This window comes from Arcicella sp. GW458-12-2-14-TSB2 (assembly GCF_059423785.1).
The window spans coordinates 1-24,008 of the sequence record NZ_JBWKYN010000089.1 but is presented as its reverse complement, the minus strand read 5'-3'; the positions used below and the strand labels follow the sequence as shown (position 1 = coordinate 24,008).

Below are 24,008 nucleotides of genomic sequence, written 5' to 3'. Positions count from 1 at the left end.
GCTTTGAGCTTTGAGCTTTGAGCTTTGAGCTTTGAGCTTTGAGCTTTGAGCTTTGAGCTAAGGAAAATTCAAATCTTGTATAGATAGTTCCTCAAAAATTATTTTTTTCGACTTTCTTTGTCCTTGTTGGTATTTTCATAAGCCCAGAAAATCTCTCCTTCCTATTAGGGTGCGACTTAAGTCGCATCCTAATAGGAATATTCTATCCATTCTTATTCGCCTAGGAAACACCAACAAGGGCGGGAAATCAAAAACTTATCACTCAAAACTAAAAACTCCTCACTCAAAACTCACAACTCATCACTCCCTACGCTTCTGCTACAGATTTTCTTGGAAAAGATTTCAAGGCTATTAATAAAGCAATAATCGTTAAAACTGCTGCCATCATAAATGCTGCCCCTGGGAAGAAAACAGGCGCATTTTCTGCGGAGAAATAAGCAAATAAATTGGAGGCTAACAAAGGTCCGAAGATGGTTGTTACGCTTTGTAAACTGGTTAAACCTCCCTGCAATTCTCCTTGTTCATTAGCAGGTACTTGTTTAGAAATCATACTTTGTAATGCTGGCCCCGCTATACCGCCTAAGCCAAAAGGAATCATAAAAGCGTACATCATCCAACTTTTGGTAGCCAAAGCAAATAAGGCAAAACCTGCTGCATAAAATAACAAACCTACCATCACTGAATTTCTATCTCCTAATTTTGGATTAATGATTCTATTTAAACCTCCTTGAACAATGGCAACAACTAGCCCCACAAACGATAGTGAATAACCAACTTCTGCTAAAGTCCAATTAAATTCTTTCATGGTGAAATATGACCAAGTGCTTGGGTGTGTTTGTCCTGCTAATTGCAAACAGAAAAATGCACCTACCAACCCTAATACTACTGGATAACGGCCCAAACTTTTTAATGAACCAATAGGATTAGCACGTTTCCAATCAAAATCTCTCCTATTTTCAACCTTCAATGATTCTGGTAATACAAAATACCCGTACAACCAATTCAACAATGTTAAAGCGGCTGCTACAAAAAATGGCACTCTCACGCCAATATCCCCCAATACTCCTCCAATGACTGGCCCAATAATAAAACCAACCCCAAAGGCAGCGCCAATCATCCCAAAGTTTTTAGAGCGGTTTTCATCATTTGAAATATCAGCGATGTAAGCTGAGGCTGTAGTGAAGCTTGCCCCTGTGATACCTGCAATGATTCGCCCAACAAACAACCATGCGATGGTTGGTGCAAAACCCAGCAGAATATAGTCTAAACCAAAGCCAAAAAGAGACCCTAAAATAATAGGGCGACGACCATACTTATCACTTAGTCCACCAAGAATGGGTGAAAAAATAAACTGCATACAAGCATAAGCGGCCATCATAATACCAGAATATTGTGATGCTTCGCTAAGGCCTTTACCAGTGAGTTCTTGTAATAATTTAGGCAAAACAGGAATAATAATCCCAATTCCTAAAACATCAATCAATATAGTAATGAAAATAAATACAATAGCAGGGTTTCGTTTTGCTGACATGAGAAAAGAAGTGGATTCACAGATAATAATTATTAGGCAAGTTAAACATTTTTTATAAAAGAGACAGCCTTTTACATAGAAGGCTTCCCTCACTTAGGCATAATATAATACAAAGTTTATCTACCTAAAAATCTGAAATTATATACGTCAATCTATTATTTTTCATTTTGATAGCCTGCCAGAACTCCTTGAAATTCAATACCAATGTTATGTCACTACAGTTTTTGAACCTCACATGATGATGTAGCTAGCTTGCTTAAGCGATAAAGGTTGCATATTTTTGTAAAAATCAGCTAATATTATTTGTAAACAATAGATTTTAAAAACCAAATCTATTTTCCTTTTTTGCTTTGCGGTGTAAGTCCTTTCAAGCTTCTGTAAACTAAATCCTTGCTTATTATTTTTGTTAAAAACATGAAAAAACTATCAAACTTATTTGTGGTCATTTTAGTGGCTTTGGTTTCTGCGTGCGGTGTTACACCAGATATTCAACCAACAACAGTAGATAATACTTTACCTGCTGCAACTGGCGGACTAGATGTCACCTTTACAGACCCAACAATCAATGCAACATCATCAGTTGTAGCGGCAAATGGGGATAATGTAAACGTATCGTTATTAATCAAGAAAACAGCATCAGGGGGCAAACCTCGTATCCTTCGGGTTTTCGTAGAAACCACTGCGAATTATCGTCCTGCCAATGCCACGCCTTTGTTCGAAATTAAATTGAAGAATAAAGACGAACAAACACAGACGATTGACTATACTGTTTCGCCAACGTCAGGAAAAGTTTATATTCATTTTGATGTATATGATAATACTTCAACAGATGCTAATAGTACTTCTGCCAACGTAACACGTAGAACCTTAGTCGTAAATGTTTCTTCTGAAGCTCAAATTGCTTCTTGGCCTTCTATTACTTTGGGGGCTCAATCGAATGCAGCAGGTTCAAGGGTAACTTCAGCTACAGGCGATATTTATAAAGTATGTGATTTGGATTCAAACATGAAGTATGTGGATATTACGTATGCATCTGTGGGTTCACCTGTCAAATCAACGTTGATGTCTAATCCAGCTAGAAGTACTAGCTTTAGTTTAAGCACCACAGCTACTGCTACTGACTGCTCAGGTTCTTACACGGGCGGAGGTTCAGCCACGTATTTTGCGTTAGCGCCTACTTCTGTAGATTTTGCCACTGCCAATGATGTAACATTGGGAGCTTTGAGCATCTCTAATACTGCTCCTCAATTTATTGCTGTTGAATCAGGGAAAGTGTATTCCTTCTTGAATGGTAGAGGGAAAAAGGGGCTGATTAAAATCAATAATATCGTAGCGGGTGTAGCTGGTACTATTGATTTCGATATTAAAGTACAGAAGTAAAAATGAGTAAACATAAGTATATTTATTTCCCTAAAAACGATTGTAGCATTTACTACAATCGTTTTTTTTGTAGGGGTATTTCGTATTTACTTTGTCATAACATAGATGACTATCTCGTATTTGATTACTAAGAAATAATGATTAGATCAATGAATCGTTATTTCTTAAAAAGTCTTAAATAAAGCTTCTGTACTTACAGCTTTCTTGTTTGATATTAGTTAAGCAAGTACTTTCGTCATCAAATAAAAACACTTAAACATTCAAATCATCTCTTACACTATGTCAAACAAAAAAACACTCATGCTTGTCATGCTATTTTTCATGATAAGTTTTCTCTCTAAAGCCCAGTATGAAAAAGATACTAAATTTTGGCAAGTACAAGGTACCTTCAGTGGAAATATTGCCTCTGGCAATTCTAATGGAGCTGCCTATTTGACTACTGACAACGCTACCCACAACATAGCCCTTACTTTTAAAAGAGCTGTATTTACTGAGGATTATTTGGCAAAGGGATGGTTGTTGGATTATAACCTAAAATCTAATAATAATTCATCTACAAACAACGACTATTTTCATACTATAAAAGCTGGTTATTTTGTGGATAAATTTAAGTCCCTGAATAAATCATTAGCAATTTATGGAGAAATCGAAGGAAAAGTAGGTTATGGATTCAGAACTGGCAAGATTAACTACACTTATGACTACAATACTTATCAGCTAGAAGTTGGGGTAAACTTCGGCGTTCGTTATTTCTTAAAGAAAAATCTGTTTATCAATGGTCAAACCTCTTTGGTAAATTTGAATTTACAACATTCTAAAATAGATACAGAACGACTTACAAATTTAAACCTCAATAGTATGATGAATGTGAATTCATTATCCATTTCAATCGGCAAAACATTCTAAACCTTTATTAAGATGAAATCAAACATAAAATTAATATACATTTTTGTGATAGTATTGTTAGCTAATACTTATTCAAAAGCTCAGTTTAATGCTGGCGACTCTTTTTTACAAGGCTCATTCAACGTTCAACAACCCTTAAATACAAAAGATAATTTTTCGATATTCAAGAACTATTCATTTGGGGTAGATTGGGGGAAATATAGTACTAAAAATACAGCCCGTATTCTTTCACTGAACATCAATTATACGGATCAATCTTATCAAACTTTAGCAATTCAAAGCAAGGCACTGAGTATCGGTTTAAACAAAGGTCATGAATATTATAAAAATATCTTTGGTAAAATTGGCATTTACGGACGTATTATGGGAGGAGTAAATTATGGAAATCTGCAATCTACAACAATCCAAAATACCAGTTCAGTCAACTACATCCAACAAAATATTAATAGTATTGGATTAAATTTGTCTGGAAATGGTGGAATAATGTATCGTTTGAATGATAAATGGGCATTCACGGGAAACTTACTCAATTTGAACGTTGCTAGTTTAAGCTACTCATGGACAGATGGTAAAACATCTCCTCTCCAAGGAGGAAGCTCAGAAAACTTCACCCAAAAACAGTTTTATTATAATTTCAGTCCTAAAGTTGCTTTCTCGTATGGTTTAGGGATAAGGTATATTATTAAGTAAGCGTGATGACTTGTGAGTGATAATTTTTCCTATTAGGGTGCGACTTAAGTCGCACCCTAATAGGAAATTAACGTTTATTCCTCAGCTTTCAATACCTTAATATCCTCAATCAAATGCTCGATATCTAAGGGAATTGTTCCATTATAAATTCCTCTTATTCTTAGTTGCTTATCTACCAATATAAAGTTTTCAGTATGCAGGAAATCATTTTCTTTCCGCTGAACGCCTAAATTTTCATCCGCAAAATATGATTTCCTCGCAAGCTGATAAATGGCTTTTTTGTCGCCTGTTAATAAATTCCATTTTGGCGTGTTTATTTTATGGGTTATCGCATAATTCTTTAAAACACTTACACTATCACGATTAGGCATGACACTGTATGACATTATCCGCACGATACTATCATTAGAAAAAGCTTGTGATACTTTTTGCATAGATTCCATCAGTCTCGGACAAAGACTTGGGCAAATCGTAAAGAAAAAATTGGCTACATGTATTTTCCCTAATAAGTCTTTCTCGTTGATACTCTTATTATCTTGATTCTGAAATTGAAAAGGAGCAAGTTTATGAGATACCTCCTCAGCTTGCCAAACAGCCGTAAAATCAGGCGTATTATAAAAAGGCAGTTGCTCTTGTTTAGGACTTTTACAATTCCAACAGACTAGCCCAATACACAAGGCGATAATGTAGTTAGTTTTCATTCGCAACTGATTTTTCATTCTTACCCATACAGCCTTTAGCACCCAATAAGCCAAATCGCCGACCATTTTTCACTTCATAGTTTGCTTTTATCTTGCCATCATCAAACCACATTTGCTGTACACCCATCGGTTGTCCATTTTCATCATAATTGCTTATCGTAAAAAGCTGACCATTCGGGTACCACTCTTTGTGAAGCTTGATAGGCACATCATCATCAAATTCATATTCAAATCGTTGTTGTCCGTTCTCCCACCAAGCTTCATGTTTACCTGTTTTATGATTCTCTGTAAAGTACCTCCGCTCTTGCATCCGTCCATTTTCAAACCATTTTTCTGACAAGCCATCTAATTTCCCTGCTGAAAAATATTGTCTTGACTGTATTTGATGGTTTGCATAAAACTTCAAAACTATTCCAGTAAAAGGCTTGTCTTGATAATACAGGTATTCTTCTTTTTGATGGAATAGTTTATCATCCCAAGAAATTTCCTCTTGGGATGACTGGCAAGATACCGTCATAAAAAGCAATAAAGTGATAAATTTTAACATTGAAATGAAGCAACCTTTGGTTTAATAATCCTTCTAAAATTACTTACTCACTGTTCCAGATGTTCCATAAAAGCCTGTACCGTTGATGTAAGGGTCAGCATCGGTGATGTGATAGTGATAAATACCAGCAGGGAACTCTGTAGTAGCATGCGAATGCCCATGTAAATTATCTAAATCAGCATTAGTTACAGCTTTACCATTTTCCATTGGCCCATATACAGGAAATCCATCAAGCAGTAATCCTAAAAAAGCACTTTTCCCATTTTTAGTAGTTAGGTAAGCAGGCTCTTGATGATAATGATATTGCCCCGTTTGCTGAGGATGTCCCAAATATTGGTCAAAAGAATTTATTTCATTGGTCAAAGGCTGATTAGGCCCTGCATATTGATTGAAAAAAGGAACACCATTCAATGAAACTCCTATTGGTCCCAAAGGCGTAGCTGCTGAAGCACTAGCTTTGGTCGGGTGTAGCGGAATTTTAAAAACCAATGCTTGCTCTGAAATGCTATTAGGATTCAAGTTAAATTTCGTATTAGTGCCATTATAGGCTTCATAACGAGCATCTGTTTTGGCAAAATACGGACTCTTATGGTCTGGAATACCATTGCTCCGAATCACCAGATAATCTCCTTCCACGGTGGCAGTAACACTCACACCCGAGAACTTATTTTTAATGACCGAAATATCCACATCCGATGTTGTAGTGGTTGGTGTGACGCTAGTATCGTCGCTTTGTTTACAAGCTAGGAAAATAACTGAAAGCACGATTAATGAGTAATACTTCATAGTTTTAATGGGTTAAGTTAATTATTCTGGTCTTCTTCCTTCAGAGCCTCTTGGTGGCGGAGGCCCACCTTGATGGCTCATTTTAGCTAAAATCTCTGATAATAGATGGTCAAGCAAGATTTTTTGGTCTTTGTTACAAATAGTATTTCTCACTTTCTTGAAGTGATTTAACGTAATTAAATCTTGCTTGACAATAAGTTGGGCTATTTTCTCCGATAATTCCCGTGTTTTTACAGTATCTTCTGGCGAAGCTACCATCTGAAATAGCTCACTTTTCAATGGCAATATTTCGTCATTAATTACCCTCAAGTCACGTTGATGTTCATTAATAAGTACATCATACTGCTCGCTCTGAGCCTTGTCAAATTGAAGTGTTTTCTCTACCAACTTTCTAACTTCCTGTCTCTCAGGATGTGGGGGTCTTCTGTAAGAAAACCAAACCGTTCCTAATAGCAGGATATTCATTACCACCAAAAAGCCGATTATCCAATTATATTTATTTTTCATGGTTCATACACATTTTGAATACCTGATAGGCCTAAGTAATTGCCTAATTCTTCTTTAGTCATGGTAGGCTGGCTATTACTAATATAAATTTTACTAATCGTCACCATATTAAACCCCACAATCAACATACATACCGCTAGTTTTGCATAACTCATCCAAGGCATTATGATTGGCAAAGAACGCTGATTGATACGATTTTTGATTTTGGCATACAAAAACGGATTCGACGGTACTGGCTGAATCTTATCAATACTTTCCAGTGTTTTGAATATTTCTTCTTCTATATTTTTCATACGGCCCTTATTTTTCAGTTTCGTAATATTGTTTTAGTTTCTTCTGTAAGCTTTGTTTTGCCCTAAAAATCAATGATTCAATGGATGAAATGCTCAACTCCATCACTTCTGAAATTTCTTGATAACTCAATCCTTCAATTTTATGAAGTGAAAACGCAACTCTTTGTCTTTCGGGTAGTTCATCTATTTTACTAAACATTAAGTTGGTTCTTTCCTTATTTTCAAGCAATACACCAGGATGGTCTGTTTCGATACTCCCTACTGATTGTATTTGGTCTTCTAAGCCAAATAAGGATAAAACAAAACTCAGCCGCTTCTGCCTTTTTTGTTTCCTCAGATAATCCAAAGATTTAGTCACCGCAATTCTATACAAGAAAGTAGAGACCTTGGCTTCGCCTCTGAAAGAATGAATCGATTCGTAAAGCTCAATAAAAACCTCTTGTGCTAAGTCTTCAGCCTCTTCGACATTCCGCAGAAAGCCCAGACAAGTATTAAATACTTTGTCTTGGTACTTTTCCACTAAAAAACGAAAAGCTGCTTCATCAGCATTTTTTAACTTTTCTAACAGTTCAGGTTCAATCATTAGCAATAATCGAGGTTCATTTATTCTTTAGATGTTGTTAATAAAAAAAACTTGCGGTGGATGTTGATTTATTTTTGAATATTCTCTAACAGTTTGTATCAAATATAATTTTATGAACTAAAACCCCATAAGGTAAGGTAGCCATAACGAATTCAAGAGTTTCTAGTATTTCTTGAATGTTTTACAGTATTTTGCACTATTATTTTCATCAAATGGAGCCTACAAATAAACACATAGCACTATGGAAATCCTTTCAAGAAGGTGATAGTAAAGCACTTGGGCAACTTGCGAACAATCATTACAAGATACTATTTAACTATGCTACCAAGTTTACTAAAGATAGAGAATTAATAAAAGACTGTATTCAAGACTTGTTTTTGTATCTCTGGGATCACCGTGAAACATTACAATCGTCGCCATTTGTAACAATTTATCTATTAAAATCCCTAAGAAATAATCTTTTCAAAAAACTTAACCATGAGAAAAGAAATCATTCTGATGATTTAGATAGCGATTTACCTTTTACCGAAGGAATTAATGCCGAGTCGGAACTGATTGAATCTGAATTATTTGTTGAAAACGAATATAAACTTAAATCAATCCTTTCTTCACTGCCAAAACGCCAACAAGAAGTTATTTTTTTGAAATTCTACGAAGCCTTGAGCATTGAAGAAATCGCTGAGATTATGGATATGAACAAACAGTCTGTCTCTAACTTATTACATCGTGCTATTATTAACCTAAAAAGCAATTGGTTTCTTGCCATGCAGTTACTTTACTTTCTTCATATAAAAAATTAACGATTCATTCCAGTTCTTCTGACCACTCTTCCATGAAGCTTTCAAAAAAAATAAAAAAATATTTCCTCTCAAGTGAGTATCGATGATTGTCTATAGGCTATTTCAAATATAGAGCAAAATAATACAAATTATTCTATGTTTGATTACAGACAATATACAGCCAATCAATTCGCATTAGATGTGAGTTTCAGGAAATGGGTTTTGAAAAATTCACCAGAAGATATACAGTTCTGGGAAAATTGGCTATCCCAAAATCCTGATAAGGAATTAAGTATTCAAAAAGCCAAGCAAATTGTGCTTGCGTTTAAAAATGCTCAAGAACAAATAAACGATGACGAAATTGCTGAAGCTATTGCTAAAATCGTAAACGTAGCAGAACAAAGAAAAATCAAAAAAGTACATTTCATCAACAGTATATTATTTAAAAGAATAGGGCTAGCAGCATCTATCCTACTGATTTGCTTAGTAGGTTTTGTAATTTTTGATAAATTAGCAGAAAGAGCAACACCTACTTATAGTAATTCTGTAGCGAGAGTAGCCCAACAAACTACATTTATTGAAGTAAAGAATACCTCTTCAAAAAGTCAATTAATTACGCTATCAGACGGTAGCTCTGTTGTTTTGCAACCAAATAGCAAAATAAGTTATCCAGAAAAGTTTACAGGACAGACCCGTGAAGTAGTGTTATCTGGAGAAGCTTTTTTTGAAATTGCTAAAAACCCAAACAAACCTTTCTTGGTATATGCTAACGAAGTAGTAGCCAAAGTGTTGGGAACAAGTTTTACTATTAAAGCCTTTGAAGAAGACAAACAAGTTCAGGTATTTGTAAAGTCTGGTCGGGTATCAGTTTTTTCTCAGAAAAATGCTTCTTTTGTAGATCAACAGCATAGTAAAGTGCTATCTGGTTTATTGATTTTACCTAATCAACAGGCCACATTTATTCGTCCAAAATGGCAATTCAAAAAGGCTGAACTTACAGTACCACAAATTGTAGCACTTCCTATTATTCAAAGACAAAGTTTTATTTTCAAGAACGAACCTATCGTTGATGTCTTTTCTATTTTAGAAAACTCATACGGCATCGAGATTGTGTACGACAAAACACTAATGGCTTCGTGCCAATTGACGGCAGAATTAGGTGATGAACCCTTATTAGAGAAAATTAACCTTATTTGTAAAGTACTTGAAGCCAAATATGAAATGAAAGAAGGAAAAATCTTTATAGAAGGGAAAGGCTGTAATTAAAGACGCTAAAGGTGCTAAATGATTTTATATTCGATTAGTAAATAATTTTTAAACCGTATAAATAAAACAATCACTCAAAACATTAGACAAGCAAATCAAAGTGAAGTAACAATTCAAACAAATTTCCTGTAAAAAAAAGCCGATGATGCTACCAACATCATCGACTTAACTATCCCTAAAAGTGCTCAAGCTTTTAAACATCAATTATTCTTTTGATGCAGGGATTCTTTTGTGTCAGTCGTTCAAAACTAACAACTCAAAATTATGTCAAAAAATCGACAATTTAACAAGATTCCGATCAAGATCATGCGAATCAGTTTATTTCAAACTATTATTACCTTTCTGTGTATGTCGTTCGCTAATGCGGCCAATACACATGCACAGGAAATACTTGACCAAAAGGTAAGTATCAACATTAGTCAACAAGAAGTTGAAAAAATTCTTGAAAAAATAGAGAGCGAGGCCAACATAAAGTTTATGTATAGTCCGCAGCTAATTATGGCTAATAGAAAAGTAAGTATTGTAGCCACAAAAGAGAAACTTTCTACCGTATTAGAAGAGCTACTAAAGCCTCTAAAAATTAACTATGAGGTAGTTGGCAGAAAAATTTTACTAAAAAGAGCTACTAATAAAACATCCCCCAATAGCGAGGCTAGTAATAATTTTGGTTTGTTAGAAAATAATATAGACCAAACTATTAAAGGAAAAATAACGGATGCTGAAACCAACGAGACCATTGCAGGTGTAAGCATTGCCATCAAAGGTACTACTCAAGGAACCACGAGTGATGTTGATGGAAATTTCTCCTTGGTTGTTCCTAACGAGAAAGCTGTTTTAATCGTTACCTCTGTAGGTTATGACCTACAAGAAATAACGGTGGGCAATCGCTTTGCTATCAATATTAGTTTAGTGCCTGATACCAAAAAGCTTAATGAAGTAGTAGTGGTTGGTTATGGTACACAAAAAGTAACTAATGTTTCAGGGGCTATCTCAACCGTTAAAGGAACAGATATTGAAAAGCTTCGCCCTGTTCGTCCTGAAGATGCCTTGCAAGGTAGAGCTTCAGGTGTTACTGTGATTTCAAATGGTTCGCCTGGCTCAAAACCAACCGTATTAATCAGAGGAATTCCTTCTTTTTCGGGTACGGATCCAGTAGTTATAATTGATGGTGTACCCCAAACATTGAATGATTTTAACTCCATTAATTCTGCTGATATAGAGTCGATGAATGTATTGAAGGATGCAGCCACAACAGCAATCTACGGAGTAAAAGGTGGTAATGGCGTAATAGTAGTCACTACTAAAAGCGGAGGTAGAAATCAAAAAGCGGAGATTTCATATAGCAGTAATTATGGTGTTCAGCAAGTAATGAAAACTATTGGCGTTTTAAATGCTACGGAATACGGTGCAATTTTGAATGAAGGTAGTACGGTTTCAGGTGGAGGATTGATTTTCAAAGATTTATCTACTTTGGGTGTTGGAACAGATTGGCAAAAACAAATTTTTAAAAATGCACCCTTACAGTCACATAACATTTCAGTAAAAGGCGGTAGTGATAAAGTTCAGTATTTTCTTTCAGGAGGTTACCTTGGGCAAGATGGTATTGTGGGTGGCGGAGCTAATTCAAATTTTAACCGTTTGAATTTTACCACTAACCTCACTTTCCAGATTACTCCAAAAGTAAAATTCTTGGCCAATACCAGTTATGTAAACATAAAAAACATTGGTCTTCAAGAAAACTCTTTTAATTCAATCATTGGTAGTGCTTTAAATTTTGACCCTACCGTTTCTATTTTAAATACAGTACCTAATACTGTTGGCAAATACGGTTACAGTAATTTATTATTGTCCGAAATTTTTAATCCATTAACGAAACTAGATAATAACTACAATAACAGCAACGGCAATAAATTATACGGAAAGTTAGAACTACAATATGAGGTAATTAAAAATCTGACTTTGTCTTCGCGTTTTGGTTACACCAATTACAACAATACATATAAGTCATTTACACCATTGGTTTTCTATGGGCCTTTGAATGTTGAAAACACGATGAATGCTGATGGTTCAACCGTTACTGGCAGACATAACAGTGTTTATGAGTCAAAAAGAACTGATAATACTTATACTATTGAAACCTTTGGTACTTATAATTTCAAAGTTAATAACGATCATAATTTCGAAACCGTGCTAGGTATATCATTCGCTAAGATAGCTGGTGATGAAATCAATGGCTCAAGACAAGATGTTCCTTTTAATTCATGGACTTTTGCCGATATCACTTCAGCAACAGGTATTAACACAGCTACTAATACCAATGCACAAACAATGGGTAATTCGCAGTATTTCAGAAAAAATCTTTCTTATTTTGGTAGAATAAACTACGACTATAAAGACAAATATTTAGTATCCTTTTCAGCTCGTCGCGATGGTTCTTATGCCTTCGGAATTGACAATAAATTTGCCAATTTCTATGCTGGTTCTTTGGGCTGGGTAATTTCCAATGAAGATTTTTTCAATATAGATTTCTTGAATTATCTGAAAATAAGAGGAAGCTATGGTTCTATAGGTAATGAAAACGTAAATCCGCAATATGTAGGTATAATTTCTGGCGGACCGAGCTACGCATCAGATGCGAATAGTAATGGTTACACTTTTGGAAACACTTTTACTCCTGGGTCAACGGTTGGGTCTTATGCCAACACTACCTTGCGTTGGGAAAAACAACTACAAAGTAACGTAGGATTTGATGTACGTTTTGGCAATAACAAGTGGTCGTTATCGGCAGATTATTTTGATAAATCGGTAGATGGGTTATTGTTTACGCCTTCTATATCATTGTATTTAGGTGCGGCTTCGGCGCCAACTGCCAATATTGGTTCAACCAAAAGTAGCGGGGTAGATCTAAATTTTGGTTATAATGCTGAAATCATAAAGGATTTAAAAATTAATACTAATATTACCTTCACAACATCTAAAAACTTAGTAACAGCTACCAATTCAGACGGAACGGCGATTATTCCAGGCGGTTCGTATTTCAACGGTCAATCACAAACGGCTACTCGTTTCCAACAAGGCTTTGCTCCTGGTTATTTCTATGGTTTTAAAACCAATGGTCTGTTTCAGAATACATCTCAAATTGCAGAAGCACCCAAACAGTCAGGAGCTGTTCCTGGAGATATTCGCTTTGTTGACGTTAATGGCGACGGACAAATTACAGATTTAGATAAAACCCAAATTGGAAATCCTTTCCCAGATTTTACGATGGGTTGGAATTTGGGATTAAGCTATAAAAATCTAGACCTAAATGTATTTACCTATGCATCTATCGGTAATGACATCTACAGAGCTTACGAAAGGAATGCGATTTATTCAAACAAATTCAGGTCTGTATTAGGACGATGGACGGGCGAAGGCACAACCAATAATGCCAATAATCCTCGGTTTTCATTTGTGGATGCCAATAGCAATATCAGGGTATCAGACCGATATGTTGAGGATGGCTCTTTCGTAAAAATTAAAAACATTCAGATTGGCTATACGCTTCCTAATGCCATTGTACCTAAAAGAATAGTGAATAAAATACGCATTTATGCTCAAGTAAAAAATGCGTTCACTTTTACAAAATATTCTGGCTATGACCCTGAAATTCCGGGCGGTGTACTAGATACAGGTGTTGACCGTGGAACCTACCCTCAAGCCAGAACTTGGTCTGTTGGGATTGATGTAAAGTTTTAACTAAATGCATGAAGTGCAAGGCTTTAAGCAATAAGCCCCAAAATAGAAATTAGTCAAAATAAGTGTTTAAGCTAACAGCATTTTGAAAAAAATAACAAAAATGAAAAACATCATTAATATTCTCTGTTTTCTTTTCATCACAATAGGTATTACCAGTTGTAGTGAATGGGTTGACTATAGTCCTAAAGACGATTATAGAGTAACTGATCAAGATTATTTAAAATCATCATCTGATTATCAAAGCATGGGCGTAAGTGTTTATACACCTATGCAATGGTTGAATCAAATAGTTCCAATTGGCGACATAGCATCTGATAATGCAGTAGCTGGCGGCGAAAATGCCTCAGATGTATTGAATTTACAAAATATAGACGATTATACATTGACTGCTCAAAATGGAACATTGGCAGAAATTTGGAAAGCGTCATACGAGGGAATCAATCGTGCCAATTATTTATATCAGTATAAAGACAAAAATCCTGCTGGCGAAACCATAGCCTTTCCAGAAAAAGAAGCCATGTATGGTGAAGTAGCTTTTTTGCGTGCTTATTATTATTTCTCGCTCGTTAAAGTATTTGGTAATGTACCCTTGTTTGTCGATAAGAAATTGGGCATTGCCGATTCAAGAGCCTTGAAACAAGCTCCAAAAGCAGATGTATATGCACAAATAGAAAAAGACTTGACCAATGCTATTGCATCATTGCCAAGTACAGACCCTAAAAATGGAAGAATAACCAAATTTGCTGCCCAAGCATTGTTAGGTAAAGTGTATCTCTATCAAAACAAGTTTGATTTAGCTGCGGGTATGTTAAAAAGCGTCATCGACGGGCCTTATTCTTTAGTACCCAACTTTGGGGATATTTTCTTACAATCTGGCGAAAACGGTTCTGAAGCAGTTTTTGAAATTCAATATTCAAATCTTTCACCATATTATAACTGGGGTGGGGTTACCCGCGGACAAGGAAATCTAGCTGTTCAACAATGTGGTATTCGTGGTCTAACGGGGTCTAGCCCTTATGCAGCAGGCTGGAGTACTAACTTGCCTACGCAAGATTTAGCGAAAGCCTACGAAGCTGGTGATAAAAGAAAAGATGTAACCTGTTTAGATATAGAGGCTTATAAAATTGCTAATCCAAGTTTTGGCATTACTTATCAAGTAGCTCCTTATAAAAACACAGGCTTATATAACCAAAAGTATTTACCTAGAAAAGGAGAAACAAGCGGACAGATTGAACTAAATTATTTGAATAATCAACGCATTATTCGTTTGGCAGATGTGTATCTGATGTATGCCGAAGCTTTAAATCGAAAAGCTTCTCCTGATGACGTTACGGCACAATTGTACCTCAATAAAGTGCGTCAAAGAGCATTTGGTGACAATGCACATAACATTACTGCGACAGGAAACACCCTAAAAGAAGCCATTTGGGCAGAACGAAGACTAGAATTAGGAATGGAAGGCGATCGCTTTTTCGATTTGGTTAGAACAGGACAAGCCTCAACTAAAATAAAAGGTTTTGTGGTTGGTAAAAACGAGATATTCCCGATTCCACAAACAGAAATAGATGTTTCAGGCTTAATCCAAAATGCTGGTTATTAATCTATATGAGTGGAATAATATTCCACTTGAATTTGAAGGAACTATTTACCTTTCAACATTTCTAAATGATTTTCGATGAAAAATATATATAAATTTTTGTCCATTATAGTATTCATTTCTATAATGACAGCCTGTAAAGAAAAGATATTCGATGATATTTCTTTTCTGGAAAGTGCCTCAGCTCCTGCTAAAATGGCTGCACTTTTTGATATTACACAAGATAATACAGGGTTAGTAACCATTACGCCCAACGGCGAAGGCACATCAACCTTTTCAGTATATTTTGGTGATGGAACAAACACTCCAGCAATTGTAGAAGCAGGTAAGAGTATCCAACACAAATATGCTGAAGGTGTTTATAGTGTTAAATTAATAGGAGTAGGTGTTACTGGCAAAAGTACTGAGAGTACCCATCAATTAACAGTTTCTTTCAAAGCACCTGAAAATGTTGAAGTAACAACCACCATTGAACCTGCTAATCCATTTAAAGTAAAAGTTTCGGCTAAAGCAAGTTATGAAACCCTATTTAAGGTTTATTTTGGCGACGTAACAAACGAAGTACCGCAATCTTTTTTAGAAGGCGAAACTATTAGCCATACTTACACTTCTGTCGGTAATTTTGAGATGAAAGTGGTTGCATTGAGCGGAGGAAAAGCTACTACAGAAGTAAAAAAGACTATCAACATTGTAAGCCCGATTGTATTACCGCTTGATTTTGAGACGCCTGGGCAAATCTACAAATTTTCCAATTTTGCAGGTGGCGAAGTAACCGTTGTAAACAACCCACAGGCTAGCGGTATCAATACTTCATCAAAAGTTGGCAAAATGATTAAATATGCAGGACAAACCTATGGTGGAAGTTTTATTACCTTGGGAGGGTCAATAGATTTCTCAGTGAATAAATTTTTCTCGATGAAGGTGTTTTCTCCAAGAGTAGGTGCAAAAGTATTATTGAAAGTTGAAAATGCATCGAACGGTTCTCTGAATTTCGAAAAAGAAGTAAAAACTACCAAAGCCAATACTTGGGAAGAATTAACCTTTGATTACAGTGCTATCAATACGGCTAATACTTACCAAAACATTGTATTGATTTTTGATAATGGTACTAATGGTGATGGTTCAAGTAATTTTACCTATCTGTTTGATGATATCAAATTATTCAGCCCAGTGGTAATATCTCCAATCAATCTCCCAGTTACGTTTGATGAAGCCAATGTAAATTATACCGTAACTGACTTTGGAAATAATAGCACTATTGATGGCATAGATCCAACAAAGGCTGGTAATAAAGTTAAAATTACTACCAAACCATCTGGGGCAGAAACTTGGGCGGGAACTACTATCGGAACCCCAACAGGCTTTAGCTCAGCTATTAAACTTACGGCTTCTAACACTAAAATGAGTGTTAGAGTTTACTCTCCGTCAGTTGGGATTCCTATTAGGTTGAAAATTGAAGACCGCAATAATCCAAATATCTCTGTAGAAACAGAAGTACTCACAAAGTCTGCAAAAGCGTGGGAAGAATTAATTTTTGATTTTTCAAAACCTGTAGCAGGAACAAATGCGTTGAATCTTGCGAATACATATCACAAGGCTTCATTATTCTTTGACTTTGGAACAGTAGGTAGCGGAAAAGTTTTTTATTGGGACGACGTACAGATTGCCACAGTTACTGAAACCAACAACACGCTTTCTATTCCATTAACTTTTGAATCGACATCATTGAAATATGACTTTGTGAATTTTGATGGGGGTAATGCCAGTGTTATCAGTAATCCACAAGTAAATGGCATCAATACTAGTGGCAAGGTCGTAAAGTTGATTAAAAATGGAGGGCAACCTTGGGGTGGAGCATTTCTTAGCTTAGATAACCCGATTGATTTTTCGAGTAAAAAAACATTCAAAATGAAAGTTTTTACACCTAAAGTAGGTACTAAGGTATTATTGAAAGTAGAAAACCTGACGGATGGTAGCGTTAGTTTTGAACAAGAATTAAGCAGCACCAAAGCCAATGCTTGGGAGGAGTTAATTTTTGATTACAGCTTAATTAATACCAGTAAGGCTTATCAAAAAGTAGTACTCATTTTTGATAATGGCACTAAAGGAGACGGCTCTGCCAATTTCACTTATTTATTCGATGACATCATCCTTTATTAATTTAAAATCAGAAATCATGATAAGCAATATAAAATCATTCATGCTCATCTTAATGGCTACTGCCATAAGTTTTAGTGCATGTAAACAAATTGAATACGCTTTTGGAGACATCGTTGCTCCTTCAAACTTAGCACTTAATACAACCATTCAAGGAGTGGATGCGAATAATCCCTTCGGCAATGGTAGCGGTGATGTTATTATTACTACCGTTGCAGATAAGGCTTTGACCTATAAAATAGATTTTGGAGATGGCAATATCCAAGTGGTTCCGTCAGGAAAAATTACTTATAAGTACAGTAATCCAGGTACAAAAGACTACACTATTACTGTCAGTGCAGTAGGTACAGGTGGTGCGACTTCAACGCTGAGTAAAAAAATAAAGGTATTTGTAACATTTGCCATCCCTACTGATATCCTTTCGGCTTTAACAAACAATGCCTCTAAAGTTTGGGTAACTGACAAAGATGCACCCGGACACGTAGGCGTTGGCCCAGTTGATGCTTTCTCACCGATTTGGTATGCAGCCGACCCTAACACACGCCCTGCGTGCTTGTACGATGATGAGATTACATTCACAAAAGATGCCAATAATAATGTAGCAATGACAGTTGATAACAAAGGACAGTCTTCTTTAATTGGAGCAGCTACAAGCTATTATGGTTTGTCGGGTGGAGATGGCTGTTATGACATCAATACAACAGGTGCTAAAAACCTTCTTTTTATGGGTGCTACCTCTACTTCAACTTCGGCTAATTCTACTCGAATCCAGTTTGTAGTTCCGGGTAATGGTATCGTAAATTTTGCTACTGGGGGTAATACCTATGAAATATTGGCTATTTCTACTAACAGTATCAGCTTAAGAAGTATCGGTGCTGATGGAAATGCTTGGTTTATGAAATTAAAACCAAAACAAAGCGAAGAACCTGTAGTAGAGAAGAAATTATTCTGGGCTGAGGAATTTGATAAAGACGGAGCACCGAACCCTGCCGTTTGGGGCTATGATATAGGCAATGGTGATAATGGCTGGGGAAATTCAGAAAAAGAGTTTTATACTAATCGACCAGAAAATATCATTATTAAAGATGGTATCTTAAAAATTACTGCCCAAAAAGAAAGTTATAGTGGTTTTAATTATACCTCAAGCAGAATACAATCCATGAATAAATTCTCATTTACTTATGGTAGAGTAGATATTAGAGCTAAATTACCGAGTGGCGGTGGTACTTGGCCAGCACTATGGATGTTGGGCAGCAATATCCAAACAGTTGGTTGGCCAGCATGTGGTGAGATTGATATTATGGAAAACAAAGGCAATGAGCCTAACAAGATTTATGGTACCATGCACCATCCTAATCATTCAGGTGCTAATGGTGATAGTGGAAATACCACCATTACCAATCCATCTACCGAATTTCATATATATTCAGTAGATTGGTCAGCTAGTACCATAAAAATGTATGTAGATAATAAACTTTATTACACTTTCAATAACAATAGTAGCTTGCCATTTAACAAAGACTTCTTTTTAATCTTAAACGTAGCTATGGGTGGCAATTTTGGTGGAGCCATTGACCCCAACTTTGTTTCTTCAAGTATGGAAGTAGATTATATTAGGGTTTACAAATAAGTGGTTTTACCCCAAAGGATAGTTCTAAAAGCCTATCCTTTGGGGTATTATTCAAAATAGTATTTCAAATCAAGTATCTAAAAACAATGAATATTTTTTGGTATCCCTTTGAAAACCATTACCTTTGCAATCATCTGATGATATGATGTATAGTAATATGAGCTTAATCAATAAAAAAACATTAGCAGAAGAAGTAGCAGACAGGCTAATTGAGCAAATTTTTTTGGGTAATTATAAAATTGGAGATAAACTCCCGATTGAGTCCGAATTAATGAAAATCTTTGGTGTCGGGCGTTCTAGCATTCGTGAAGCTATTAAAATTTTATCTATCCAAGGCCTATTAGCTGTTCAGCAGGGTGTTGGCACTTTTGTGGCATCTGATAAAATTCAAGAGTCGCTCAATGACCAAATGGGTCGTGCAGAAATAGCTGATGTAATTGAGGTACGCTCATTGTTAGAAGTAAAGATTGCTGAAAAAGCCGCCTTGAATCGTACAGCTACTCAGTTAAAAACAAGTAAGCAATGGTTAAGTCTTAGAAAAAAGTTTGCAGCAGAAAATGATGTTCAAAATTGCATTCATGCAGATGTAAATTTTCATATTTCTATCGCTGAGGCTTGTGGGAATCCAATTCTAACGGAAATTTATAAAACAGCGAGTATTCAAGTGACGAAATCGTTTGTAAGTAGCAATCTGAATACCGATAGTTTCAAAGAATCACATTCATTACACGAAGACTTATTACAGTGGATTGAACTCCAGAATCCAGAAAAAGCAGCCTCCGCTGCCAACAGTATAATATCAAGATTATAATTTTCACCTTTATTAATAATAGTCTTAAATTTTACTCAAATTCATCTGATGATATGATGAACTAAACTTTAATACCAATGAATAGTACACTAACAAAAACAGCCTCCCCTGCCACCAAACAAATCGTTTATCAGATATTGTTTGCCATCAGCTTTACTCATTTTTTAAATGACCTTATTCAATCAACCATTCCTTCGTTATATCCTATTTTAAAAGGAGAATTCAAACTTACGTTTGCCCAGATAGGTGTTATTACATTGGTTTTTCAGCTTACGGCTTCTATCCTACAACCTTTTGTGGGGATTTACACCGATAAAAAGCCTAATCCAAAGTCATTAGCCATAGGCATGACACTTTCATTAATAGGTTTGGTTTGTCTGGCTTTTGCCAACCATTATTATCTGATTCTACTATCGGTTAGTTTTATTGGTATGGGTTCATCTGTTTTTCACCCTGAGGCATCGCGTGTGGCACAATTGGCTTCGGGTGGTCAGAAAGGATTGGCACAATCTATTTTCCAAGTTGGTGGCAATGCTGGTAGTGCGGTAGGACCATTATTAGTAGCATTAATTATTCTCCCGTTAGGGCAAAACTATGTTAGTCTTTTTGCCATTGCAGCCTTTATCGGGATTCTTGTATTATTACGTATCGGAAAATGGTATGGAGAGAAAATTGCTGCCAGAAAAACAATTACCAAGGATAATTCATCAATAGTAGTCTCAGAATTGCCTCGTAAAAAAGTAATATTTTCTATCGTTGTTTTATTGGCACTGGTATTTTCTAAATATATCTATTTAGCATCAATGACCAATTATTTCACCTTCTTCTTAATAGATAAATTCCATATCTCTGTAAAAGAGTCTCAATTATATCTTTTCATGTTTCTTGGTGCTGTTGCCATCGGAACTGTATTAGGGGGCGGATTGGGTGACCGTTATGGTAGAAAGAAAATCATCTGGGTTTCTATATTAGGTGCCGCTCCGTTCACGCTTTTCTTACCTTATTTATCGTTGTTCTGGACGATTGCTTTTGCAGTAATCATCGGACTAATCATTGCCTCTGCTTTTACTGCAATCTTAGTATATGCTACCGACTTGATGCCTGATAAAATTGGTTTAGTAGCGGGACTATTCTTTGGGTTTTCTTTTGGCATGGGCGGAATTGGCTCAGCAGTATTAGGGGCATTAGCAGACTCTACGAGTATTGCCTATATCTTTAAAATTTGTGCATTTTTGCCATTAATAGGCATTATTACAAGTTTATTACCTAACCAAAAACCACGTGTAAAATAAAGAAAACAATGCCAAATATTATTCTTAGAAAAACCTCATCCTGAACCTCTCTCCTTCAGAGCTACGGTTGATGTCATTCATAGAATAATATTTGGTTATGAAAACTTTTCGGACAGTCCAACTTTTTTATGATTTTACTATTTTGGTTAAGCCATCTCTCATTATTCAACCCTTACCTTAATTTCTTATAAAAACTATCAAAGGTATTATTGGTAATACTCCAGTCTGGGGCTTTAATTTTTCCCCATGCTTTGGGGTTATCGTACAAATTAAAGTAACTCATCCCAAATACTTGCTTGTTGGCATTAATGGTTTCGGCTGCTTCATTCATCCACTCGGTTTGGAAATCTTCGGGGCCTTTTACGCCAAATTCTGTGATAAAGATAGGCTTATTCAAAAATCGCATTCTATAGTTTTTGCGTTTGAAAATAGCCTCAAAACGTTCTTGTTTGTTATGGTCGGTGATATTCTTATCGGGTAAACCATAAATGGCAAAACTAATATAGTCAACCACATCATTACCCGGCCACCAATCTACCGAGCCCCTATCCCCTGCTGGTCCCCAAACTTTGCGAATGTTTTTAGCAGGTTTTTTATTAAACAACATAAAGTATCGGTAAGCATTAATATATTCTACTGGCTTTTGGGATTGCCATAAATAGCGGTGAATAGGTATTTCCATTTCGTGTAGCCAACGCAAATAAACCGTTTGCTCGGTCTTAGCGATGATAGCATAAAGCTTTGCTATCTCTTTATCATAACGTCCATTGGTTATGTTGGTCAGTACCTTGTTATCAACCATGCCTGTGGTATCCCGCCAAGGCTCCATCGTCACTATTACATCATGGTGCCTCGCTAGCACTTGCTTGAACTCAATTTCAAATTTACTCGACTGTAGTTCACCCAAATCTACAAAAAGATGTTCTGCCTTAATGCTGGTATCGGTCAGTAAGCGTTCTTTAGGGTCGTAAATACCTAGCAGGGGTTTACCCACTCTCAGAGGTTTATTACCCGAAATCTCAAAATTATCGGTTGAATACACTGTGTTTTTATACTTTTCGATATTGGTGGCAGCTTGGCTTATCCATTCTTGACGAAAGTTCGCCTTATCGATTTTATCAGAACCCAGTATCAAAACAGGCTTATTAATAAACCTCATACGATGCAGTTTTTGTGTCATCGTATCATACCCATCGAATACTATGGTATCGGTAGTATAGTTTTGATAGCTATCATCCAAAGTCAGGCTTACAAAATCTACGTTGGAGTCTCCTACCCAATACTCAGTATCGCCTGGATAGCCCGATGGTCCCCATACAATTTTTACCTTAGGTGCGTATCGTTTAATCTGCTTGGCAAAGTAATTAAAGGCATTAATATAGGCCTCTGGCGATTGAAACTGCCAAGGGTATTGATACACTGGCAACTCCATATTGGGGTTCCAGCGGATGAATATTATTTGCTGATACTTTGATAAGACATGACCAAGTTTTTCAATTTTATCATCATACTTGCCTCCGCTTGTTTCGTCTATTACATTATCGGCAACATGGGTAGTAATGCTATTTTTTGACCATGTTTCTATTGTTAACAAAAGGGGGTTGCCTTTGTTCAATTGAAGTTCCAGTGCATTGGCATCAAACCAGACAGCAGAATTTTTCCAAGTTATGGTATAATGTTCAATGTTGTCAATATTCAAAATACTTGCTTGGTGAAACCTGTCATAAACCCCCAATACGGGTTCGTAATGCCTATCGCTTAGTTCATCAATCAATATGGACTTTAAATAAGGTTTGGCAAATATAAACCCCACAAAAAACAATAGGACAATGAGTATAGTACTATATAAATATTGGGTTCTCTTTTTAATCACAGCTATATTTATTGAGTGAATGAGTGATTAGTCCACCGTCTCGGTAGCATTTCAAATTACTAGTTATTAATTGTTTACGATGTTAACTTTCTAAAAACTCAAGGCAACCTATTTTAGGCAATGACAAAGGACAACTCACAACTCATCATTATACAAAGGAAGGTTCAATACAGACTGTGTCGTGGTGATGTTATTTTTGCTAAAGCCCGTTAGGTACAACCTATAGGAAGAAACATCTTCTGGAATGATAACATTGATGGATGTACCCTCGCCTAACTTTTTAATGGAAATAGCTTCCCCTAAACTATTGTTTTTAACTAAGTACCACCTAAATTTCATCCCTGTATTATTGTTTTCTGCTATTTGCCATCTTCTATCTTTTAAAAACAAAGCATAGTAGGGCAAAGAATGGTTAGGCACGGTGGTCATGGCAGGACGCAAAATTTTAATTGGGGGCAAATCGTTTGGTCTAATGTTGCCATGCCATCTTTTAGATAATTGATAAAGCTCTGGTTTGTTTTTACCCTCTACATCCCTTAACCCACTAAAGTTTACCGAGGTAGTATTTTGATGATCTTGCCATTTTTGGATGAACCCTCCGACATGATTATTTTTGGGTAAACGTAGGTAAGCTTTGATATGAATATTACTGTAAAAATAAGGAACTTTTAAGTTATTAATAAGCTTTATATCAGGCGATTTGTCTGGAATTATCAGTCCATAAGTATCTATTTCTGGTACATAATAATGTAACATTCCTATTACTTCTTCAAGGTTTTTTGCCATTAAAATATCCATCGAAATTAATCTTCTCCCATCAATGGCTTTGATTTTTGTAACCAAACTTCTTAGCCAGTTAAAATAAGCCTGTTGTTGATAAAACAATGCTGGTTTATAATAAACCTTATCTAGTTTTTGGAAGATATTATTGCCTATATGCC

The 24,008-nt window shown here is 35.9% G+C and carries 19 protein-coding genes and 1 pseudogene; 11 read left to right on the top strand and 9 right to left on the bottom strand.

Annotated features, from left to right (window positions below):
- Nucleotides 1-307: 307 nt before the first annotated feature.
- Nucleotides 308-1,531, bottom strand: a complete 1,224-nt coding sequence (locus tag AC07XN_RS13855; RefSeq protein ID WP_309911953.1) for a TCR/Tet family MFS transporter — start codon at nucleotides 1,529-1,531, stop codon at nucleotides 308-310.
- Nucleotides 1,532-1,945: 414 nt separating this feature from the next.
- Between AC07XN_RS13855 and AC07XN_RS13850 the strand changes: the two genes are divergently transcribed.
- The 3 genes from AC07XN_RS13850 to AC07XN_RS13840 all read left to right on the top strand — a co-directional run bounded on the left by AC07XN_RS13850 (nucleotide 1,946) and on the right by AC07XN_RS13840 (nucleotide 4,507).
- The gene (locus AC07XN_RS13850; protein WP_309911954.1) at nucleotides 1,946-2,911 is read left to right on the top strand and encodes a hypothetical protein; all 966 of its coding nucleotides are present in this window, start codon (nucleotides 1,946-1,948) and stop codon (nucleotides 2,909-2,911) included.
- Nucleotides 2,912-3,190: 279 nt separating this feature from the next.
- A complete protein-coding gene (locus tag AC07XN_RS13845) occupies nucleotides 3,191-3,817 on the top strand; it encodes a hypothetical protein (RefSeq protein ID WP_494743510.1) in 627 nt (208 codons plus the stop codon).
- A gap of 12 nt (nucleotides 3,818-3,829) precedes the next feature.
- Complete coding sequence (locus tag AC07XN_RS13840; RefSeq protein WP_494743509.1) at nucleotides 3,830-4,507, top strand: hypothetical protein; 678 nt, start codon at nucleotides 3,830-3,832, stop codon at nucleotides 4,505-4,507.
- A gap of 74 nt (nucleotides 4,508-4,581) precedes the next feature.
- On the opposite strand, the gene AC07XN_RS13835 is transcribed toward AC07XN_RS13840, so the two are convergent.
- Genes AC07XN_RS13835 through AC07XN_RS13810 form a run of 6 tightly spaced genes read right to left on the bottom strand, consistent with a single transcriptional unit; the run spans nucleotide 4,582 to nucleotide 7,924 of the window.
- Nucleotides 4,582-5,208 (bottom strand): SCO family protein, encoded by a 627-nt coding sequence (locus tag AC07XN_RS13835; protein ID WP_494743508.1) that lies wholly within the window; start codon nucleotides 5,206-5,208, stop codon nucleotides 4,582-4,584.
- A complete protein-coding gene (locus AC07XN_RS13830) occupies nucleotides 5,198-5,755 on the bottom strand; it encodes a toxin-antitoxin system YwqK family antitoxin (protein ID WP_494743507.1) in 558 nt (185 codons plus the stop codon). The genes AC07XN_RS13835 and AC07XN_RS13830 overlap by 11 nt, the downstream gene beginning before the upstream one ends.
- Nucleotides 5,756-5,794: 39 nt before the next feature.
- The gene (locus AC07XN_RS13825) at nucleotides 5,795-6,541 is read right to left on the bottom strand and encodes a YHYH protein (RefSeq protein WP_494743506.1); all 747 of its coding nucleotides are present in this window, start codon (nucleotides 6,539-6,541) and stop codon (nucleotides 5,795-5,797) included.
- A gap of 21 nt (nucleotides 6,542-6,562) precedes the next feature.
- Complete coding sequence (locus AC07XN_RS13820; protein WP_494743505.1) at nucleotides 6,563-7,048, bottom strand: hypothetical protein; 486 nt, start codon at nucleotides 7,046-7,048, stop codon at nucleotides 6,563-6,565.
- Nucleotides 7,045-7,341 carry a hypothetical protein gene (locus AC07XN_RS13815; protein WP_494743504.1) on the bottom strand — a complete coding sequence of 99 codons (297 nt, stop codon included), beginning with the start codon at nucleotides 7,339-7,341 and terminating at the stop codon, nucleotides 7,045-7,047. The genes AC07XN_RS13820 and AC07XN_RS13815 overlap by 4 nt, the downstream gene beginning before the upstream one ends.
- Before the next feature lie 7 nt (nucleotides 7,342-7,348).
- Nucleotides 7,349-7,924, bottom strand: coding sequence for an RNA polymerase sigma factor (locus AC07XN_RS13810; RefSeq protein ID WP_494743503.1), 576 nt, complete (start codon nucleotides 7,922-7,924; stop codon nucleotides 7,349-7,351).
- A gap of 212 nt (nucleotides 7,925-8,136) precedes the next feature.
- On the opposite strand from AC07XN_RS13810, the gene AC07XN_RS13805 reads away from it, so the two are divergent.
- The 8 genes from AC07XN_RS13805 (at nucleotide 8,137) to AC07XN_RS13770 (ending at nucleotide 21,194) form a co-directional block, all read left to right on the top strand.
- Nucleotides 8,137-8,724, top strand: a complete 588-nt coding sequence (locus tag AC07XN_RS13805; protein ID WP_494743502.1) for an RNA polymerase sigma factor — start codon at nucleotides 8,137-8,139, stop codon at nucleotides 8,722-8,724.
- A 135-nt stretch (nucleotides 8,725-8,859) separates the two neighbouring features.
- The gene (locus tag AC07XN_RS13800) at nucleotides 8,860-9,969 is read left to right on the top strand and encodes a FecR family protein (protein WP_494743501.1); all 1,110 of its coding nucleotides are present in this window, start codon (nucleotides 8,860-8,862) and stop codon (nucleotides 9,967-9,969) included.
- Nucleotides 9,970-10,275: 306 nt separating this feature from the next.
- Entirely contained in the window at nucleotides 10,276-13,707 is a 3,432-nt protein-coding gene (locus tag AC07XN_RS13795) for a SusC/RagA family TonB-linked outer membrane protein (protein ID WP_309911965.1), read from the top strand.
- Nucleotides 13,708-13,807: 100 nt separating this feature from the next.
- Nucleotides 13,808-15,307 (top strand): RagB/SusD family nutrient uptake outer membrane protein, encoded by a 1,500-nt coding sequence (locus tag AC07XN_RS13790; RefSeq protein WP_494743500.1) that lies wholly within the window; start codon nucleotides 13,808-13,810, stop codon nucleotides 15,305-15,307.
- A 123-nt stretch (nucleotides 15,308-15,430) separates the two neighbouring features.
- The gene (locus AC07XN_RS13785; protein ID WP_494743499.1) at nucleotides 15,431-17,464 is read left to right on the top strand and encodes a hypothetical protein; all 2,034 of its coding nucleotides are present in this window, start codon (nucleotides 15,431-15,433) and stop codon (nucleotides 17,462-17,464) included.
- Nucleotides 17,465-17,480: 16 nt separating this feature from the next.
- Nucleotides 17,481-19,091 (top strand): family 16 glycosylhydrolase, encoded by a 1,611-nt coding sequence (locus AC07XN_RS13780; RefSeq protein ID WP_309911968.1) that lies wholly within the window; start codon nucleotides 17,481-17,483, stop codon nucleotides 19,089-19,091.
- Nucleotides 19,092-19,233: 142 nt separating this feature from the next.
- Nucleotides 19,234-19,902, top strand: a complete 669-nt coding sequence (locus AC07XN_RS13775) for a FadR/GntR family transcriptional regulator (RefSeq protein WP_309911969.1) — start codon at nucleotides 19,234-19,236, stop codon at nucleotides 19,900-19,902.
- A gap of 77 nt (nucleotides 19,903-19,979) precedes the next feature.
- The gene (locus tag AC07XN_RS13770) at nucleotides 19,980-21,194 is read left to right on the top strand and encodes an MFS transporter (RefSeq protein WP_494743498.1); all 1,215 of its coding nucleotides are present in this window, start codon (nucleotides 19,980-19,982) and stop codon (nucleotides 21,192-21,194) included.
- A 172-nt stretch (nucleotides 21,195-21,366) separates the two neighbouring features.
- Here the strand turns inward: AC07XN_RS13770 and AC07XN_RS13765 are convergent, their stop codons facing one another.
- Together AC07XN_RS13765 and AC07XN_RS13760 are read right to left on the bottom strand one after the other, a co-directional pair.
- Nucleotides 21,367-22,968: a glycoside hydrolase family 26 protein gene (locus AC07XN_RS13765; RefSeq protein ID WP_494743497.1), complete on the bottom strand. Its 1,602-nt coding sequence runs from the start codon at nucleotides 22,966-22,968 to the stop codon at nucleotides 21,367-21,369.
- A 234-nt stretch (nucleotides 22,969-23,202) separates the two neighbouring features.
- A pseudogene (locus tag AC07XN_RS13760) lies at nucleotides 23,203-24,008 on the bottom strand (hypothetical protein); the annotation flags it as partial.

Coding starts and splice junctions, on each gene's coding strand:
- AC07XN_RS13815 (WP_494743504.1), bottom strand. CDS start 7,341: ATGAAAAATATAGAAGAAGAAATATTCAAAACACTGGAAAGTATTGAT.
- AC07XN_RS13855 (WP_309911953.1), bottom strand. CDS start 1,531: ATGTCAGCAAAACGAAACCCTGCTATTGTATTTATTTTCATTACTATA.
- AC07XN_RS13795 (WP_309911965.1), top strand. CDS start 10,276: ATGCGAATCAGTTTATTTCAAACTATTATTACCTTTCTGTGTATGTCG.
- AC07XN_RS13830 (WP_494743507.1), bottom strand. CDS start 5,755: ATGTTAAAATTTATCACTTTATTGCTTTTTATGACGGTATCTTGCCAG.
- AC07XN_RS13775 (WP_309911969.1), top strand. CDS start 19,234: ATGATGTATAGTAATATGAGCTTAATCAATAAAAAAACATTAGCAGAA.
- AC07XN_RS13845 (WP_494743510.1), top strand. CDS start 3,191: ATGTCAAACAAAAAAACACTCATGCTTGTCATGCTATTTTTCATGATA.
- AC07XN_RS13835 (WP_494743508.1), bottom strand. CDS start 5,208: ATGAAAACTAACTACATTATCGCCTTGTGTATTGGGCTAGTCTGTTGG.
- AC07XN_RS13820 (WP_494743505.1), bottom strand. CDS start 7,048: ATGAAAAATAAATATAATTGGATAATCGGCTTTTTGGTGGTAATGAAT.
- AC07XN_RS13850 (WP_309911954.1), top strand. CDS start 1,946: ATGAAAAAACTATCAAACTTATTTGTGGTCATTTTAGTGGCTTTGGTT.
- AC07XN_RS13810 (WP_494743503.1), bottom strand. CDS start 7,924: ATGATTGAACCTGAACTGTTAGAAAAGTTAAAAAATGCTGATGAAGCA.
- AC07XN_RS13780 (WP_309911968.1), top strand. CDS start 17,481: ATGATAAGCAATATAAAATCATTCATGCTCATCTTAATGGCTACTGCC.
- AC07XN_RS13800 (WP_494743501.1), top strand. CDS start 8,860: ATGTTTGATTACAGACAATATACAGCCAATCAATTCGCATTAGATGTG.
- AC07XN_RS13785 (WP_494743499.1), top strand. CDS start 15,431: ATGACAGCCTGTAAAGAAAAGATATTCGATGATATTTCTTTTCTGGAA.
- AC07XN_RS13825 (WP_494743506.1), bottom strand. CDS start 6,541: ATGAAGTATTACTCATTAATCGTGCTTTCAGTTATTTTCCTAGCTTGT.
- AC07XN_RS13840 (WP_494743509.1), top strand. CDS start 3,830: ATGAAATCAAACATAAAATTAATATACATTTTTGTGATAGTATTGTTA.
- AC07XN_RS13770 (WP_494743498.1), top strand. CDS start 19,980: ATGAATAGTACACTAACAAAAACAGCCTCCCCTGCCACCAAACAAATC.
- AC07XN_RS13790 (WP_494743500.1), top strand. CDS start 13,808: ATGAAAAACATCATTAATATTCTCTGTTTTCTTTTCATCACAATAGGT.
- AC07XN_RS13805 (WP_494743502.1), top strand. CDS start 8,137: ATGGAGCCTACAAATAAACACATAGCACTATGGAAATCCTTTCAAGAA.